15 protein-coding genes are annotated in these 16,992 nt (G+C 61.5%); 12 read left to right on the top strand and 3 right to left on the bottom strand.

Translation table 11 applies throughout. The features are described 5' to 3' along the window. Positions 1–54 precede the first annotated feature (54 nt). Positions 55–1,164, top strand: a complete 1,110-nt coding sequence (locus tag ACA062_RS14440; protein ID WP_497456986.1) for a DNA alkylation repair protein — start codon at positions 55–57, stop codon at positions 1,162–1,164. Here the strand turns inward: ACA062_RS14440 and ACA062_RS14435 are convergent. Beyond that, positions 1,145–1,717 (bottom strand): cytochrome b, encoded by a 573-nt coding sequence (locus ACA062_RS14435; RefSeq protein WP_497456985.1) that lies wholly within the window; start codon positions 1,715–1,717, stop codon positions 1,145–1,147. The two genes, ACA062_RS14440 and ACA062_RS14435, sit on opposite strands and share 20 nt — an antisense overlap. Before the next feature lie 205 nt (positions 1,718–1,922). On the opposite strand from ACA062_RS14435, the gene ACA062_RS14430 reads away from it, so the two are divergent. The 7 genes from ACA062_RS14430 to ACA062_RS14400 are packed head-to-tail and all read left to right on the top strand — an operon-like array spanning position 1,923 to position 8,268. Further along, positions 1,923–2,600, top strand: coding sequence for a thermostable hemolysin (locus tag ACA062_RS14430; RefSeq protein ID WP_497456984.1), 678 nt, complete (start codon positions 1,923–1,925; stop codon positions 2,598–2,600). Next, a complete protein-coding gene (locus tag ACA062_RS14425) occupies positions 2,590–4,071 on the top strand; it encodes an AMP-binding protein (RefSeq protein WP_497456983.1) in 1,482 nt (493 codons plus the stop codon). Before ACA062_RS14430 ends, ACA062_RS14425 begins: the two co-directional genes overlap by 11 nt. After that, the gene (locus tag ACA062_RS14420) at positions 4,068–4,742 is read left to right on the top strand and encodes an iron-containing redox enzyme family protein (protein ID WP_497456982.1); all 675 of its coding nucleotides are present in this window, start codon (positions 4,068–4,070) and stop codon (positions 4,740–4,742) included. Before ACA062_RS14425 ends, ACA062_RS14420 begins: the two co-directional genes overlap by 4 nt. Then, complete coding sequence (locus tag ACA062_RS14415) at positions 4,729–5,538, top strand: SDR family oxidoreductase (RefSeq protein ID WP_497456981.1); 810 nt, start codon at positions 4,729–4,731, stop codon at positions 5,536–5,538. Before ACA062_RS14420 ends, ACA062_RS14415 begins: the two co-directional genes overlap by 14 nt. Next, positions 5,535–6,179, top strand: coding sequence for a tetratricopeptide repeat protein (locus ACA062_RS14410; protein WP_497456980.1), 645 nt, complete (start codon positions 5,535–5,537; stop codon positions 6,177–6,179). The genes ACA062_RS14415 and ACA062_RS14410 overlap by 4 nt, the downstream gene beginning before the upstream one ends. Before the next feature lie 11 nt (positions 6,180–6,190). Beyond that, entirely contained in the window at positions 6,191–6,853 is a 663-nt protein-coding gene (locus ACA062_RS14405) for a response regulator (protein ID WP_497456979.1), read from the top strand. Then, positions 6,850–8,268 (top strand): sensor histidine kinase, encoded by a 1,419-nt coding sequence (locus tag ACA062_RS14400; RefSeq protein WP_497456978.1) that lies wholly within the window; start codon positions 6,850–6,852, stop codon positions 8,266–8,268. Before ACA062_RS14405 ends, ACA062_RS14400 begins: the two co-directional genes overlap by 4 nt. A gap of 109 nt (positions 8,269–8,377) precedes the next feature. Here the strand turns inward: ACA062_RS14400 and ACA062_RS14395 are convergent, their stop codons facing one another. Then, positions 8,378–9,274: a LysR family transcriptional regulator gene (locus tag ACA062_RS14395; protein ID WP_497456977.1), complete on the bottom strand. Its 897-nt coding sequence runs from the start codon at positions 9,272–9,274 to the stop codon at positions 8,378–8,380. A gap of 133 nt (positions 9,275–9,407) precedes the next feature. Here ACA062_RS14395 and ACA062_RS14390 point away from each other — a divergent pair, with 133 nt between their 5' ends. From ACA062_RS14390 to lldD, 3 genes are all read left to right on the top strand, one after another. Beyond that, positions 9,408–11,054 carry a GMC family oxidoreductase gene (locus ACA062_RS14390; protein ID WP_497456976.1) on the top strand — a complete coding sequence of 549 codons (1,647 nt, stop codon included), beginning with the start codon at positions 9,408–9,410 and terminating at the stop codon, positions 11,052–11,054. 237 nt (positions 11,055–11,291) lie between these two features. Beyond that, on the top strand, positions 11,292–12,914 hold the full coding sequence (locus ACA062_RS14385) for an MFS transporter (RefSeq protein WP_497456975.1): 1,623 nt from the start codon (positions 11,292–11,294) through the stop codon (positions 12,912–12,914). Positions 12,915–13,011: 97 nt separating this feature from the next. Further along, positions 13,012–14,184 carry an FMN-dependent L-lactate dehydrogenase LldD gene (gene lldD, locus ACA062_RS14380; protein WP_497456974.1) on the top strand — a complete coding sequence of 391 codons (1,173 nt, stop codon included), beginning with the start codon at positions 13,012–13,014 and terminating at the stop codon, positions 14,182–14,184. A 133-nt stretch (positions 14,185–14,317) separates the two neighbouring features. Here lldD and ACA062_RS14375 read toward each other — a convergent pair whose 3' ends face one another. Then, positions 14,318–14,686, bottom strand: coding sequence for a DUF427 domain-containing protein (locus ACA062_RS14375; protein ID WP_497456973.1), 369 nt, complete (start codon positions 14,684–14,686; stop codon positions 14,318–14,320). 344 nt (positions 14,687–15,030) lie between these two features. Here ACA062_RS14375 and ACA062_RS14370 point away from each other — a divergent pair, with 344 nt between their 5' ends. Beyond that, entirely contained in the window at positions 15,031–16,980 is a 1,950-nt protein-coding gene (locus tag ACA062_RS14370; RefSeq protein ID WP_497456972.1) for a DNA topoisomerase III, read from the top strand. The last annotated feature ends 12 nt before the right edge of the window (positions 16,981–16,992 follow it).

The following is a 16,992-nucleotide window of genomic DNA, read 5'->3' as shown; positions in this document are numbered from 1 at the left end:
CGATGAACGATAACGCGGTGCATCGGATAAACAACGACTGTCAAGGAACCCACAATGTCTGCCGATCAACCCTCCCCCGCCCTCAAGGAAATCTTCAACGCCGAGCGCCTCACGCACATTGCAACCGAGATGACCGCGGTCTACCCCACGTTCAGCGCCAAGGCCTTCCTGGAAATGGCCAACGAAGGCCTCGGGCAATTGTCGATCATGCAACGTATGGCCAGGGTCAGCGAGTGCCTGCACGCGGTGCTGCCATTGAGTTATGAAGAGACCCTCGAAGTGCTTTACGCCCTCGCCCCGCGGCTGAACAGCGGCTTCGTCAGCATCTCGTTGCCGCACTACGTCGCGACCTACGGCGCTGACCGGTTCGAGCTGTCCATGGACGCACTCAAATACTTCACCGCATTCGGTTCATCGGAGTTCGCGATCCGGCACTTCCTGCGCAGGGATCTGAAACCCGCGCTGGCGCAGATGCATCGCTGGTCGCTGGATGCCAACGAACATGTGCGGCGCCTGGCCAGCGAAGGCAGCCGACCGCGTCTGCCATGGTCGTTTCGCCTGGAGCGAATCCAGGCCGACCCGACACTCGCCGCCGCCATTCTCGACAATCTCAAGGCCGATGCCAGCCCCTATGTGCGCAAGTCGGTGGCCAACCACCTCAACGACATCACCAAGGACCATCCCGAATGGGTGCTCGACCTGCTCGAGGGTTGGTCACTGGAAAACAAACACACCGCATGGATCGCCAGACATGCCCTGCGCAGCCTGATCAAGCAGGGCAACCCGCGGGCGCTGGCAATCATTGGCGCGGGCGGCAAGCCTGAGGTCGAGATCATCGGGGTGAAGGTGGACCCGCCGGTGATTCGCCTGGGCGAAAAAATCAGCCTGTCCTTTACCGTGAAATCCACAGTGCCGGACAGCCAGCGACTGGTGATCGACTACGCCATCGATTACGTCAAAGCCAATGGCAGCACCTCGGCGAAGGTGTTCAAGCTCAAGGCCCTGACGCTACCGGGCAAGGCCTGCGAGTACATTGCCCGAGGCCAGTACATCAAGGAGCTGACCACCCGCCGGCATTACGCAGGCAGGCATGCCGTGCATATTCTGGTGAACGGCGAGCGCCTGGCCAGCACGGGTTTCGAGATTATCGCTGACGTCGATTGAGTGCATTGCCGGATCGAACGGGCAACATGCGCGTCAACGTGTTATCCCGAACCCAGTAGTGATGGAACAACCCCGCCGCGGCGTGCGCTCCGATCAGCCAGTAACCGCTGCTGCCGAGCAGTTCGTGCCAGTACTTGAACTGCTTTGCCAGGTCCGGATCGACGGCAACCGGCGACGGCAGGAAGAAGCCGAAATATGGCATCGGCTTGCCCGCCGCCGACAGCATCAGCCAGGCCAATAGGGGGGTGGCGATCATCAACCCATACAGCGCCAGATGCATCAGGTGCGAAATGCCGGTCTGCCAACCGGGCAAGGCCGGGGTGATCGGGGGTCGAGGCGTCAGGCGCCCGAGCAATCGCACCCAGACCAACCCAAAAATGCTCAGCCCGAACACGCCATGCAACCCGAGAAACAATCCTCTCAAAACGTGCCCCTTGGGCAGCAGGCCTTTGATTTCGATGCAGGCATAGACGCCGACAAACAGCGCCAGCATCAGCCAGTGCAAGGTGATCGACAATGTTCCATACCGCTGGGTCGTTGAATTGCGGGTCATCGTGAGCCTCGTTAACGTCATGACTGGTTGTCGATTCATTCGCCCAAACCGGATCCGGTTTAGCACCGATTCGACTGACGACACTTTGCCCAGTCAGTCTTAAGGCAATCTGAAGAAGGCTTCGACCACTCTTTCACCACCTTCAGACTTCGTTAAGAATTGCCCGCGATACTCCTCCCACACTGACCCCGGGAGGCGTCTTCCAATGCCCGATTTTGACTGGAACATCCCTCTGCCCTTGCGGTTCGGCCAAGCCGAAACCCCGCAGACGAGTCTGGCCAGAGCCCTGCCGGGCGACCCCCAACGTCCCCTCTTCGAAGCCTTTATCCAGCAACGTTTCCGCAAGGCCCACGGGGCCGACATTCGTCATTTCATGCCGGAACTGTTCGGTATGCACACCGCCTCAGGTGAACTTTGTGCGGTGGCCGGTGTGCGTCTGGCGAGCAGCGGACAACTGTTTCTGGAGCGTTACCTGGATGAACCGATCGATCCGCTGATCAGTGCCGCGGCCGATCGCCCCGTGGGCCGGGCCGATATCGTCGAGGTGGGCAATCTGGCTGCCAGCGACACCGGCAATGCGCGCATGAGCATCATCGCCATCACTTACCTGCTGGCCATGGGTGGCCTGGAATGGGTGGCGTTTACCGGCAACATCGGCCTGGTGAACAGCTTTCATCGCCTGGGTTTGAAACCCGTGAGCCTTTGCGCTGCCGATCCCGTGCGGCTGGGCGACGACCGCCACTGCTGGGGCAGTTATTACGAGAGCAAGCCCTGGGTTCATGTCGGCAACATCCGCGCCGGCTTCATCCATTTGCGCAACATCGGGCTGTTCAATCGCCTGGGAGTGCCAACGTCCATCGAGGAGTCCAGTCATGTCGCCTGAACTGGAGCGTTTCAGACAGACCCTGCGCAGCCATGCCGAACGCAAGACCAATGCCATCGCCCTGTGGGGCGATCAACTGAAAGTGGACTACGCCACGCTATACGCCGAAGTGGTGTATCGCCAGCAGCGGCTGCGCGATGAAAAGGTCAAGGTGGTCGCACTGGCACTGGATAATGGCGCCGAAGCCATGCTCTGGGACCTGGCCACGCTGTTCGAAGGCCTGACCTGCCTGGCGTTGCCGGCCTTTTTCAGCCCGGCTCAACGCAGCCATTGCCTGGAACACAGCCAGGCCGAGTTGGTGATTGCCGAGCCGACATGGGACGCCGAGCTGCAAACCGCCGGGTATGAGAAAGGCGGTGAGTTCTGGCGTCGCAGCTTCAGCGGCCCGAACCGGATGCCCGAAGGCACCGCCAAACTGACCTTCACGTCCGGCACCACGGGCACTCCGAAAGGCGTGTGCCTGAGTGCCGAAAGCATTCTGCGAGTCGCCCGCGAGCTCGATCAGGCCAGTAAACCCACCGATCCCCGGCACCATCTGGCCCTGCTGCCCTTGGCGATCCTGCTGGAAAATATCGGTTGTTATGCCGCGTTATACGCAGGGGCCACGCTGAGCGTGCCGAGTCAGAAAACCCTGGGCATCGAGGGTGCCAGTGGCGTTGATGTGCCACGATTGCTCGGTTGCCTGGCCAGCCGGGCACCCGAGAGTCTGATCCTGGTGCCGCAGGTGCTGCTGATGCTGGTCAGCGCCGCCGAGCAAAAGGCCTTCTCCCCCTGCTCGTTGCGTTTTGTCGCGGTGGGGGGCGCGCGGGTTGCCGAGCAATTGCTGCAGCGCGCGCAACGTATCGGCCTGCCGGTTTACGAGGGCTATGGCCTGTCGGAGTGCGCATCGGTGGTGTGCCTCAATCGACCGCAAGCACGACGGCCCGGCAGTGTCGGCCGGCCCTTGTCGTCTGTGCAGATTCGACTCGCCGACGACGGCGAAGTGCTGATCAAGGGTTCAACCCTGCTCGGTTATCTGGGAGAGGCGCCGCACAGCGATGAATGGTGGCCCAGCGGCGATCTCGGCGAGTTCGATTCCGAGGGTTTTCTCTACCTCAAGGGGCGCAAGAAGCATCAATTCGTCACCAGTTTCGGGCGCAACGTGAACCCGGAGTGGGTCGAGGCCGAATTGACCCAACGCCGTCATATCGCCCAGGCCTTCGTCTACGGCGAAGCCATGCCCCGCAACCATGCACTGCTCTGGCCCCATCGCCCGGACTGCACCGACGAACAACTGGCAGCCGCCGTGACGGAAGCCAACGAGGCCTTGCCCGATTACGCCCGGGTCCATCACTGGAGTCGTCTGGATCAACCCTTCACCGCGGCCAACGGTCTGCTGACAGCCAATGGCCGACCGCGCCGGGATGCCATCGTCGAGCGCTACCGGGTGCAGCTGACCGAATCCGCCCTTTCCGAGGAATCCGTATCATGAGTTTTTTCGACAGGCTACAAGAAGCGACCCGGCACGAACGCCATGAACTGTTCAATCTACCCATCATTCGTGACGCCCTCGCGGGCCAGGTCAGCCTGGAAAGTTACCGGGCCTTTCTCGCGCAAGCCTATTACCACGTGCGCCACACCGTGCCATTGATGATGGCGTGTGGTGCGCGCCTGCCGTCACGCCTTGAATGGCTGCGTGAGGCCGTGTGCGAGTACATCGATGAAGAATACGGCCACGAACAATGGGTGCTCAATGACATCGAGGCTTGCGGCGGCGACAAGCACGCAGTGCGCGATGGCCGGCCGTTCTTGCCGATCGAATTGATGGTCAGCTTTCTCTACGACTTGATCGCCCGGGACAACCCGGTCGGCCTGTTCGGCATGGTCAATGTACTGGAAGGCACCAGCATCGCCCTGGCCACCCACGCCGCCGACGGCATTCGTGAACGCCTGGACTTGCCGCAAAGCGCCTTCAGCTACCTCAGCTCCCACGGCTCCCTGGATATCGAGCACATGCAGACCTATCGCCGGCTGATGAACAAGCTGGAAGATCCGGCTGACCAGGCGGCCGTGATCCATGCGTCCAGCGTCGTGTATCGGCTCTATGCCGATATGTTCCGTGGTTTGCCACATAGTGGGGAGAAGCTCGATGCGCCTGTCTGAGGCTTGCGTTGTATTGACCGGTGCCAGTGGCGGGATCGGCCTGGCCATCGCCAGCGCCTTGTGTACCAGTGGCGTCCGGGTGCTGGCGGTGGCTCGGCATCGGGAACCGCTTGAGCCATTGCTTGAGCGTTACCCGCAGTACCTGTGCTGGATCGGCGCCGACCTGACCCTGGTTGCCGACCGGCGCAAAGTGCTGGCCGCCGCCGAAATCATTGGCGGCGTCAACCTGCTGATCAATGCCGCCGGGATCAATCACTTCGCCATGCTTGAGCAGCTGGAAGACAGCGACATTGACGCCATGCTGGCGGTGAACATCAGCGCGCCGATTTGCCTGACCAAAACCTTGCTGCCGCTGCTCAAGCAAGCCGAGAGCGCGATGGTGGTGAACGTCGGCTCGACCTACGGCTCGATCGGCTACCCCGGTTACGCCAGCTACTGCGCCAGCAAATTCGCGTTGCGCGGTTTTTCCGAAGCCTTGCGCCGGGAACTGGCCGATACCCGGGTCGGTGTTCTCTATGTCGCCCCCCGTGCCACTCGCACGAGTATGAACAGCCCGGCGGCGCAAGCCTTGAATGACGCACTCAAATCCAACGTCGACGACCCGCAGAAAGTCGCATCGGCGGTGATGCACGCCATCGCCGGTGACCGGCGCGACTTGTACCTGGGCTGGCCGGAACGCTTCTTCGTGCGCCTCAACAGCTTAATGCCGAACCTGGTGGACCGCGGCTTGCGCAAGCAATTGCCACTGATCCGTCGCCTGAGTCAAAAACCTGAAAACGAGCATATGGAACCATGAAAAAATTTGCCTTTTGCCTGCTGCTGGGGGCCTTGAGCCAGAGCGTCTGGGCCCTGGACGCTGCCGACCAGCAGCGTCTGGCGGGCATCCAGCAAAGCTGGGCGCATATTCAATACGAACTGCCCGCCGAGCAACGCACCGCAGCCTTCGAAAAACTCGCCGCCCAGACGTCGGCCTTTACCCGGGAGCGCCAGTCGGTGGCCGAGGCGTGGATCTGGTCCGGCATCGTCACCAGCAGTTGGGCCGGAGCCCAGGGCGGGCTTGGTGCGCTGAGCAAGGTCAAGGACGCCAAGGTCGATCTGGAAACTGCCCTGAACCTGGACCCCAAAGCCCTGCAAGGTTCGGCCTACACCAGCCTTGGTGCACTGTACGACCGCGTACCGGGCTGGCCCATCGGATTCGGCGACGCCGACAAGGCCGGGCAATTGCTCAAACAAGCCTTGCAACTCAACCCGGACGGCATCGATAGTCTGTACTTCTGGGGCGATCACCTCTACCGTCAAAAGCGCTACAGCGAAGCCAGGGGCGCACTGCAGAAAGCCTTGCAGGCAGACCCACGACCAGGCCGCGAAACCGCCGACACCGGGCGCCGTAAAGAGATCCAGGCATTGCTGGTGGATGTGAACAAGAAACTCAACTGACAGGAGTCCGTGTGCGCTTATTACTGATCGAGGACGACATCGCCCTGGGCGAAGGCATCCATCAGGCCCTGGTCCGCGAGGGCTACACGGTCGACTGGTTGCAGGACGGCAGCAGTGCCTTGCATTCACTGCTCAGTGAAACTTTTGACCTGGCGGTGCTTGACCTTGGCCTGCCACGCATGGACGGGCTCGAAGTGCTGCGGCGCTTGCGTGACAGTGGTTCCAACCTGCCGGTATTGATCCTCACCGCCCGGGATGCCACCGAAGACCGCATCGCCGGACTGGATGCCGGGGCTGACGATTACCTGATCAAGCCCTTCGACCTGGCGGAACTCAAGGCCCGCCTGCGGGCCTTGTTGCGGCGCAGTGCCGGTCGCGCCCACGCGCTGATCGAACACGCCGGCATCAGCCTGAACCCCGGCACCCAGCAGGTCAACTATCAGGGTGAGCCGGTGGCCCTGACCCCCAAGGAATATCAGCTATTGCATGAACTGCTCTCGCCTCCGGGCCGGGTCATGACCCGCGATCATCTGATGCAATTGCTCTACGGCTGGAACGAGGAAGCGGAAAGCAACACCCTGGAGGTGCACATCCACCATCTGCGCAAGAAATTTTCCAGCGACCTGATCCGTACCGTCCGGGGTGTCGGTTACCTGGTCGAGGAGCGTCGATGACGTCGATTCGGCGTCGCACCCTGACACTGATCATCGGCCTGATGCTCGCTGGCTTTGCGGTGATCAGCGCGCTCAATCTGCATGACAGCAACCACGAAATCGCCGAAGTCTACGATGCCCAATTGGCCCAGAATGCCCGCCTGCTGCAGGGTGTGATGCGCATGCCCATGGCGAGCAAGGAACACACCGAGTTGTATCAGGCGTTCAACAAGGCCTTGAGCGAAGCGGTCCCCAGGGTCGATGGCCATCCCTATGAGAGCAAGCTTGCCTTCCAGGTGTGGAATCCCAAGGGCGAAGTGCTGGTGCATACGGCCAGCGCGCCCTCCTTGACCGCTGTCCCGTCGGAACCCGGCTTCAGCGATGTGGTAGACCTGCATAATCGCCATTGGCGCGCGTTCATGCTCGAAGACAAACACAATGACCTGCGGATCTGGGTCGGCGAGCGAGACGACGTGCGTTCGGACCTGGTGGAGCGGATCGTTCGTCATACCCTGTGGCCCAATGTGCTGGGCAGCCTGATTCTCGCGGCCATGGTCTGGATGGCGATTGGCTGGGGCCTCAAGCCTCTGGCGGACATGGCGGCGACATTGCGGGCGCGACACAGCGGGTCGCTGGAACCGCTGCAACTGACACCCCTGCCCAGCGAACTGGAACCGATGCAGGCGGCGCTCAATCGCATGCTCGCGCAGATCCAGGAAGTGCTCGGCCGCGAGCGGCGCTTCATCGCCGACGCCGCCCATGAAATGCGCACGCCCCTGGCAGTCCTGCGGGTGCATGCGCAAAACCTGCTGGAGGCCGGGACCGAAAAAGAGCGCCGCGAATCCCTGGCGTTTCTGATCGCGGGTGTCGACCGGACCAGCCGCCTGGTCAACCAGTTGCTGACGATGGCCCGCCTTGAACCGAACACCGTAACCCCGGTATTGCACGCCATTGATCTGACCGAAACCGTACGCGACAGTCTGGTTCAGCTCACCCCCTGGCTGCTGAGTAAAAACCTGGAATTGGCCTTTGACGCCAATGAGCGTCCGATTAAAGTGGTCACCGACGCCGCCGCCATCGACATTGCCCTGAACAACCTGATCAGCAATGCCGCGAACTTCTCACCCGAGCATGGCGTGATCAGGGTGCAATTGAGCCAGGCCGACGGCTGCTATAACTTGAGTGTCGAGGACCAGGGGCCAGGTATCGACGAAGCGGATCGTGGGCGATTGTTCGAACGCTTCTACAGTCGTGGGAACGCGCAAGGGGCTGGACTGGGGCTGACGATCGTCAACACCATTGCCACTCGACTGGGAGGACGGATCACCCTGGTCAACCGGCCTGAAGGCGGGTTACGGGCAACCCTGTCGATACCGGACGGTCAACGGCGAGATCCGTTGCAGCGCACTACCCGCGATCTTCCTTCCAACAACTGAAACCACCCGCTGAAACGCGACACCTGTAGGAGCTGGCTTGCCAGCGAAGACGGTATATCAGCCAATACATATATCGACTGACACACCGCCTTCGCTGGCAAGCCAGCTCCTACAGGGGATCGGGACCGAGCAACAAAGACTGTTCACTTTCACACAGCTGCACCACGTAATCCCACAACACCCGCAGCCGCACCGACTTGTGCAACTCCCGTCGCGTGCTGATCCAGTAGCTGCGCAGGATGCTTTCTTCCGGCAACAACGGCACCAGACCGGGATCGGCACTGGCCATGTAGCACGGCAACACGGCGATCCCCAACCCCGAGCGCGCGGCCTGTTGCTGGGCGATGACGCTGGTGCTGTGGAAGACGACCTGCGGGTTGCGGCAAAAACTGTTGAGAAACATCAATTCCTGGCTGAACAGCAAGTCGTCGACGTAGCCGATCCAGGCATGGCGCCCGAGATCTTCGCGGCTGTGCAGCGCCGGCGAGCGGTCCAGATAGTCCTGGCTGGCATAGAGCGCCAGGCGATAGTCGGTGAGTTTGCGGGTGACCAGCATGTCGGCAGCCGGACGTTCCAAGTGGATGCTGATCTCGGCTTCGCGGTTGAGGATGCTGACGAAGCGCGGCACTGCCACCAGTTCCACTTCCAGCCCCGGATACCGCTCGAACAGACCGTTCATGCGACTGGCGAGGAACATGATGCCCAGGCCTTCCGTGACCCCGACGCGAATCTTGCCCAGGGGCGCCGTGGATTGGGTGATTTCTTCCTGGGCCAGCAAGGCGACGTTTTCCATGGCTTCGGCGTGCTTGAGCAGCGCTTCGCCGGCCGGGGTCAGCTCATAGCCCTGGGCGTGCTGGACAAACAGCGCGGTGCCCAGGCTCTTTTCAATGGCCTCGATGTGCCGGGCCACGGTGGCGTGGGTGGTGTTCAAACGGCGGGCAGCGGTGAGCAAACGCCCGCTGCGCTGCAATTCGAGAAAAAACCGCAGGTCATTCCAGTCGAACATGAATCATCCTTGAGGCTTCGTTATGACAGGCGCTGTCTAAAAACGCACAGCGGCTGCGCAAAAACTAACATTCTTTTGACGAAAGCTAACAACTAGGATGACTGACGACAAGAACAACACTACGAGGTCAAGGATGCAGACTTCCCTTGATGAATTCGACTACATCGTGGTCGGTGCCGGGCCGGCCGGGTGTTTGCTGGCCAATCGGTTGTCGGCCAACCCGCAACACCGGGTGCTGCTGCTCGAAGCCGGCGGTCGCGACAACTATGCGTGGATTCACATCCCCGTGGGTTACCTGTTCTGCATCGGCAACCCGCGCACCGACTGGTGCTTCAAGACCGAAGCGCAGCCCGGACTGCAAGGTCGCGCCCTGAGCTACCCGCGGGGCAAGGTGCTCGGTGGCTGCTCCTCGATCAACGGCATGATCTACATGCGCGGCCAGGCCGGCGACTACGATGGCTGGGCCGCCGACGGCAATCCCGGCTGGCGCTGGAACGATGTGTTGCCGCTGTTCAAGAAAAGCGAAAACCACTTTGCCGGCGACTCACCGTTTCATGGCGCATCCGGCGAATGGCGGATCGAGCGTCAGCGGCTGTCGTGGCCAATTCTGGATGCCTTCCAACGGGCAGCCGGGCAAAGCGGCATCGCCAGCATCGAAGACTTCAACCAGGGCGACAACGAAGGCTGTGGCTACTTCCAGGTCAATCAGAAGGCCGGGGTCCGCTGGAATGCGGCCAAAGCCTTTCTCAAACCGATTCGCAACCGTCCCAATCTCACCCTGTTGACCGGCGTCGAAGTCGATCGCGTGCTGCTGGAGAATGGCCGCGCAACTGCAGTCAGTGCACGCTGGCAAAGCCAGGCGAAAACCTTCAAGGCGCGCAAGGAGATCGTCCTGTGCGCCGGTTCCGTCGGGTCACCGAGCATCCTGCAACGGTCCGGGATCGGCCCGCGACCGCTGCTGCAACGCCTGGGCATCGGCATCGCCCATGAGCTGCCCGGTGTTGGCGGCAATCTGCAGGATCACCTGCAACTGCGGATGATCTATAAGCTGGAAAACGCCCGCACCCTGAATCAGATTGCCGGCAGCCTGTGGGGCAAGATGGGCATGGGCCTGCGTTACCTGTATGACCGCAGCGGCCCGCTGTCCATGGCGCCAAGCCAACTCGGCGCGTTTGCCCGGTCGGGGCCGGAGCAGACCTCGGCCAACCTTGAATACCATGTGCAGCCGCTGTCCCTGGAACGCTTCGGCGAACCCTTGCACGCGTTCCCCGCGTTCACCGCATCGGTCTGCGATCTGCGACCGCAAAGCCGGGGTCGCATAGAGATTCGCTCCGCCGACCCGCAGCAAGCACCGCTGATCCAGCCCAATTACTTAAGCCATCCAGAAGATTTGCGGGTCGCGGCCGACGCCATTCGCCTGACTCGGCGCATCGTGTCGGCTCCGGCCCTGCAAGCTTTCAAACCGGTCGAATACCTGCCCGGCGACAGCTTGCAAAGCGAAGAAGAGTTGCACGAAGCCGCCGCGCGAATCGGCACCACGATTTTCCATCCGGTCGGCACCTGCCGCATGGGCAATGACGCGGACGCGGTGGTCGACGCCGAGCTGCGGGTTCACGGTATTCCCGGCCTGCGCATCGCGGATGCTTCGATCATGCCGCGCATCACCTCGGGCAACACTTGCTCGCCGACGCTGATGATTGGCGAAAAAGCCGCGCAACTGATCCTCAACCCCTCGACAAGGAGCCTGACCTCACCCATGGAACGGGTCACGAACGCTTGAACACCAACATCCCTGTAGGAGCTGGCTTGCCAGCGAAAGCGGTCTATCAGCCAATACATATATCGACTGACACACCGCCTTCGCTGGCAAGCCAGCTCCTACAGAGGGGTGTGTCAGGCACAAAAAACAGCGCCAACGGGACGTTTTACATCCGATACATCGACAGTAGCGGCACCAGGCCCACAAGGCCGGTGCCGACAGTGGAACAACAAAAACAATCACTGTGAGGGATACGATATGTCAGAACATGTTCAGCCACTGGAAGCCGTACGCAGTGCGGGGACCAGCCGCGAGACCCAGAAAGTCATCTTTGCCTCATCGCTCGGGACGGTGTTCGAGTGGTACGACTTTTTCCTCTACGGCGCCCTCGCGGCGGTCATCAGCAAACAGTTTTTCGCCGGGGTCAACGACACCACCGCGTTCATCTTTGCGCTCATGGCGTTCGCCGCCGGTTTCATCGTGCGCCCATTCGGCGCGTTGGTATTCGGCCGGCTCGGGGACATGATCGGGCGTAAATACACCTTCCTTGCCACCATCATTCTCATGGGCGTGGCGACCTTCTGCGTCGGGCTGCTGCCGACCTACGCCAGCATCGGCATCGCGGCGCCGATCATTCTGGTGGTGCTGCGCATGCTTCAGGGCCTGGCCCTGGGCGGTGAATACGGCGGTGCTGCCACTTACGTCGCGGAACACGCGCCGATGGGCAAACGCGGTTTTCATACCAGCTGGATTCAGTCCACCGCAACCCTCGGCTTGCTGCTGTCGCTGCTGGTGGTCCTGGCCTGCCGCTACTTCACCGGTGATCAGTTCGAAGTCTGGGGCTGGCGCATTCCGTTTCTGTTTTCAATCATCCTGCTGGGCATTTCGACCTGGATTCGCATGAGCCTGCACGAATCGCCCGCCTTCGTGAAAATGAAAGAGGAAGGCAAACTCTGCAAGTCGCCGCTGCGCGATTCCTTCGGCAAATGGGAAAACCTCAAAGTCGTCCTGATCGCCCTGTTCAGCATCAACGCCGGGCAAGCGGTAACCTTCTACGCCGCGCAGTTCTACGTACTGTTCTTCCTGACCCAGTTCCTGAAAATGGACCCGGCCCTGGCCAACAGCCTGCTGATCGTCAGCGTGATCATCGGCGCGCCGTTCTTCATCTTTTTCGGCTGGCTGTCGGACAAGGTCGGGCGCAAACCGGTACTCATGATCGGCCTGCTGCTGGCGACCGCGCTGTACTTCCCGATCTTCAAGTCCATCGCCCACTACGCCAACCCGGCCATCGACCAGGCCAGCCGCCAGGCACCGATCACCGTGCTGGCCGACCCGGCCACCTGCACGTTCCAGTTCGACCCGGTGGGCAAGGCGAAATTTGACAGCCCATGCGACAAGGTCAAGACCTTCCTGGTCAAGCAGGGCCTGCCTTACAGCAGTGAAGCGGCCCCGGCCGGCAGCGGCGTGCAGGTGAGCGTTGGCGAGGTGAAAATCGATGGCTACGACGAAGCGGCGTTGCGTGGCGCGGTGACATTGGCGGGGTATCCGTCACAAGCTGATACGCAACAGGTCAACAAGTCCATGATCGTGGCGCTGATGGTGGCGCTGATCATCATTTCGGCCATGTGCTATGGCCCGCTGGCGGCACTGATGGTCGAACTGTTCCCGACCCGCATCCGCTACACCTCGATGTCCCTGCCCTACCACATCGGCAACGGCTGGTTCGGCGGTTTCCTGCCGACCGTGTCGTTTGCCCTGGTGGTGTACACCGGGGACATCTTTTACGGGCTGTGGTACCCGGTAGTGATTACCGGGGTGAGCCTGGTGGTGGGGCTGATCTGCCTGCGCGAGACCAAGAACGTGGATCTGGACACCAACTAATAGCCCGTGCAAAAAAACGCCCCGCAACCCGGGGCGTTTTCGTTAATCTGATCGCTCGACGCATCCATCGCCCCGCCACTCTCCAGACCGAGGCACCATGATCATTTCATCCGCATCCGACTATCGCGAGGCCGCCCGCCGCAAACTTCCGCGTTTTTTATTCGACTACATCGATGGCGGCGCTTATGCAGAGCATACGCTGCGAGCCAACAGCGCCGACCTGGCCGACATCAGTCTGCGTCAGCGCATTCTGAAAAACGTCGAAACCCTGAGCCTGGAAACCACCCTCTTCGACCAACCGCTGGCAATGCCGATCATTTTGGCGCCGGTCGGCCTGACGGGCATGTTCGCCCGTCGGGGTGAAGTACAGGCCGCAAAAGCCGCGCAAAACAAAGGCATCCCGCTGTGCCTGTCGACGGTATCGGTGTGTTCGATCGAGGAAGTCTCGAGTCAAAGCCAACAACCCCTCTGGTTTCAACTGTATGTGTTGAAAGACCGGGGGTTCATGAGAAACGCGCTGGAGCGTGCCAAGGCCGCCGGCGTGCAGAACCTGGTGTTTACCGTGGATATGCCCACGCCCGGGGCCCGCTACCGGGATGCACACTCGGGCATGTCAGGGCCTTTTGCTGCCTCGCGGCGAATTTTCCAGGCCATGACCCGACCCGCCTGGGCCTTCGATGTAGGCGTCATGGGCCGTCCCCACGACCTGGGGAATGTGTCGAAGTACCTGGGCAAGGCGGTCACACTCGAAGACTACATGGGTTGGCTGGCCAACAACTTCGACCCTTCGATCAGCTGGAGCGATCTGGAATGGATTCGTGAATTCTGGAAAGGCCCGATGATCATCAAAGGCATTCTCGACCCCCAGGATGCCAGGGACGCGGTCAGCTTTGGCGCCGATGGCATCGTCGTGTCGAACCACGGTGGGCGACAGCTGGACGGCGTGCTTTCCACGACCAGGGCCTTGCCGCCGATCATGCAGGCCATCGGCAATGATCTGACGGTGCTGGTCGACTCCGGGATCCGCTCGGGCCTGGATGTCGTACGGATGCTGGCGCTGGGGGCGAAAGGCGTCATGCTGGGGCGCTCGATGGCCTATGCATTGGCTGTCGACGGTCAACGCGGGGTGGAAAATATGCTGGCTATCTTTGCCAAGGAGATGCGCGTGGCGATGACCTTGACCGGGGTGACGTCAATTGGTCAGATTGATGAATCCACCTTGGTTGATGCTGTTCATTGTAGGAGCGAGCTTGCTCGCGATGATCGTTAACGATTACGCGTGTTTACTGGCTGAACGCCGCGCTCTTGAGTCCATCGTCGGAACGCCGCCCGGAGCAAGCTCGCTCCTGCAATGAACGGCATTACGCCCATACGGGGCGTTTTAATATTCCGGAAAACGACCATCACTCGACGTCTTTCAGAATCTCGAACGTCACTTGATCGGGATAAAAGGCCACGTAATCGCGAATCTGCTCGACAGACACTTTGGGGTTTTCATAGCTCCACACCGCATTGGCGCCTTCATGCCCCGGGATCTGCAAACTGAAATAGCTGGCGTCGCCCTTGTAGGGGCAATAGCTGGTGTGGTCGGTGCGGGCGAAATATTTTTCGTCGATGTCCTCCCGGGGGACGTAGTACACCGGAGGATAATTGGCCTCCAGCAGCACCAGCGCTCGAGCGGACGCGGCCACTTGAATACCGTGAAACTTCACCAGAAGGCAGCCAGGCTGTTCTGCAATGGTGATGACAGGACTGGGACCGGAGCTTTTCATCACTATCTCCTGGATCATGGGAAGATGCTTGGCTGTGGCGAGGGGGCTTGTCGGAACGCCGCATCGCCCCGTTTGGGCTGCGCCGCAGCCTCAAAACCTGCCACCGCGATGTAACAGGTATACCTCATGTTGCGCCATGGCGGCTGCTTCGCAGCTGAACGGGAGCAAGCACCTTGGCCGCAAGATCAAAAGATCGCAGCCTGCGGCAGCTCCTACCGCAGGCTGCGATCTGTTTTATGACCGCGAGCAACCTTTTGCTGTACATCCATACAGATAATGATTGCCCCGGCGCTCATCACCCGCCATTCTGTGCACCTCTCGAACACTGATCGACGACGGTGGCCATGCAGCTGTACCTCTGTGAAAAACCTTCCCAGGCCAAAGACATTGCGGCCGTACTCGGCGCCAGGCGTCGCGGCGACGGCTGCTGGCTGGGAACGAACGTCACGGTGACCTGGTGCATCGGCCATCTGCTCGAAACCGCGCCGCCGGATGCCTACGACGCCCGTTACAAACGCTGGGTACTGGCGGACCTGCCGATCATTCCAGAGAAGTGGAAGATGACCGTCAAGCCCCGTACCGCCAGTCAATACAAGGCGGTCAAACGCTTGCTTGGCGAGGCCACCGAACTGGTGATCGCCACCGACGCCGACCGTGAGGGCGAGATGATCGCCCGGGAACTGGTGGAGCATTGTCGTTATCGCGGGCCGATCCGGCGGCTATGGCTGTCGGCGCTGGACGACGCGTCGATCCGCAAGGCGCTGGCGGCGCTCAAGCCCGGGGCCGAGACCTTCAGTCTTTATCATTCGGCACTGGGTCGCTCACGGGCCGACTGGCTGATCGGAATGAACATGAGTCGGCTGTTTACCCTGCTGGGGCGTCAATCCGGTTATCAGGGGGTATTGCCGGTCGGCCGGGTGCAAACGCCGACCCTGCGCCTGGTGGTGGATCGTGACCGCAGCATTGCCGACTTCGTCCCGGTCGCTTATTGGGCCATCGACGTGCAGCTGCTGCACGACGGCACCGCATTCACCGCGCAATGGCGGGCGGCCTCCGACGCGTGCGACGATCAGGACCGCTGCCTGAATCAGGCGCTGGCACAGCAAGCGGCGGCGGCGATGGGCAGTGCGACGAGTGCCCGGGTCATCAAGCTGCGTACCGAGCGGATGCGCGAAGTGGCGCCCCTGCCGTTCGATCTCGGAACCTTGCAGGAGGTCTGCTCGAAGAAGCTGGGCCTCGGCGCCCAGGAAACCCTCGATATCGCCCAGGCGCTCTACGAAACCCACAAGGTCATCACCTACCCGCGCAGCGACTGCGGCTACCTGCCTCTGAGCCAGCACAGCGAAGCGCCGGGCATCCTGGCGGCGCTGAGGCAGGCCGACCCGGCGCTGAACGCCTTGAACGATCACCTGGAGCCTCAGCGCCGCTCACGGGCCTGGAACGATGCCAAGGTCAGCGCTCACCACGGCATCATTCCCACCGCAGCGGCAAAGAACCTCGAGCGGCTGGTGGGCAAGCAGCGGGCGGTCTACACGCTGATTCGCGCGCGTTATCTGGCGCAGTTTCTGCCCAACCACGAATACGACCGCACCCAAGCCGACTTCGACTGTGCCGGTGAAGCCTTGCGCGCCGTGGGCAAGCAGATTGTCGAGCCCGGCTGGAAACGCGCCCTGCCTGAGGCCCTTGCCCCGGCCAAGGGCCGCGAAGCGCCGGTGCCGCAAACCCTGCCGGCATTGGCCGAAGGGCGCGATTGCGCAGTGGCCGACGTGAAGCTCAAGGACCTCTGGACGCAACCGCCCAAGCCGTTTACCGAAGGCGACCTGATCAAGGCGATGAAGAACGTCGCCAAACTGGTGGAAGATCCGCTGCTCAAGCAAAAGCTCAAGGACACCACCGGCATCGGCACCGAAGCGACCCGGGCCTCGATCATCCAGGGTTTGCTGGACCGCGGTTACCTGATCAAGCACGGCAAGGCCCTGGCCGCGACCCCGGCCGCGTTCAGCCTGATCGATGCCGTGCCGCGCGCCATTGCCGATCCCGGGACCACGGCGATCTGGGAACAGGCGCTGGACATGGTGCAGAGCGGTGAAATGAGCCTGGAAGAATTCGTCACCAAACAGGCCGCCTGGATGAGCAAGCAAGTCGCCCGTTGCGCCGGCCTGAACCTGACCATCAGCGGGCCGGCAAGCCCGGCCGGACTCGGCGCCACGCCGTGGAAAAACAAACGCAAACCCGCCAAGCGCAAACCCTCGACGGGCACCAGACGCGCGGCGAAACCGGCGAGCAAGGCTTGAGGGCCACGCACA

Source organism: Pseudomonas sp. LBUM1679, assembly GCF_059695565.1.
This window is presented reverse-complemented; position numbering and strand designations above follow the sequence as displayed.

What these genes read in the sequence shown, in the direction of transcription:
- lldD (WP_497456974.1), top strand. Translation starts at nt 13,012, where the DNA reads ATGATCATTTCATCCGCATCCGACTATCGCGAGGCCGCCCGCCGCAAA.
- ACA062_RS14415 (WP_497456981.1), top strand. Translation starts at nt 4,729, where the DNA reads ATGCGCCTGTCTGAGGCTTGCGTTGTATTGACCGGTGCCAGTGGCGGG.
- ACA062_RS14390 (WP_497456976.1), top strand. Translation starts at nt 9,408, where the DNA reads ATGCAGACTTCCCTTGATGAATTCGACTACATCGTGGTCGGTGCCGGG.
- ACA062_RS14430 (WP_497456984.1), top strand. Translation starts at nt 1,923, where the DNA reads ATGCCCGATTTTGACTGGAACATCCCTCTGCCCTTGCGGTTCGGCCAA.
- ACA062_RS14370 (WP_497456972.1), top strand. Translation starts at nt 15,031, where the DNA reads ATGCAGCTGTACCTCTGTGAAAAACCTTCCCAGGCCAAAGACATTGCG.
- ACA062_RS14420 (WP_497456982.1), top strand. Translation starts at nt 4,068, where the DNA reads ATGAGTTTTTTCGACAGGCTACAAGAAGCGACCCGGCACGAACGCCAT.
- ACA062_RS14435 (WP_497456985.1), bottom strand. Translation starts at nt 1,717, where the DNA reads ATGACCCGCAATTCAACGACCCAGCGGTATGGAACATTGTCGATCACC.
- ACA062_RS14385 (WP_497456975.1), top strand. Translation starts at nt 11,292, where the DNA reads ATGTCAGAACATGTTCAGCCACTGGAAGCCGTACGCAGTGCGGGGACC.
- ACA062_RS14400 (WP_497456978.1), top strand. Translation starts at nt 6,850, where the DNA reads ATGACGTCGATTCGGCGTCGCACCCTGACACTGATCATCGGCCTGATG.
- ACA062_RS14375 (WP_497456973.1), bottom strand. Translation starts at nt 14,686, where the DNA reads ATGAAAAGCTCCGGTCCCAGTCCTGTCATCACCATTGCAGAACAGCCT.
- ACA062_RS14395 (WP_497456977.1), bottom strand. Translation starts at nt 9,274, where the DNA reads ATGTTCGACTGGAATGACCTGCGGTTTTTTCTCGAATTGCAGCGCAGC.
- ACA062_RS14425 (WP_497456983.1), top strand. Translation starts at nt 2,590, where the DNA reads ATGTCGCCTGAACTGGAGCGTTTCAGACAGACCCTGCGCAGCCATGCC.
- ACA062_RS14440 (WP_497456986.1), top strand. Translation starts at nt 55, where the DNA reads ATGTCTGCCGATCAACCCTCCCCCGCCCTCAAGGAAATCTTCAACGCC.
- ACA062_RS14410 (WP_497456980.1), top strand. Translation starts at nt 5,535, where the DNA reads ATGAAAAAATTTGCCTTTTGCCTGCTGCTGGGGGCCTTGAGCCAGAGC.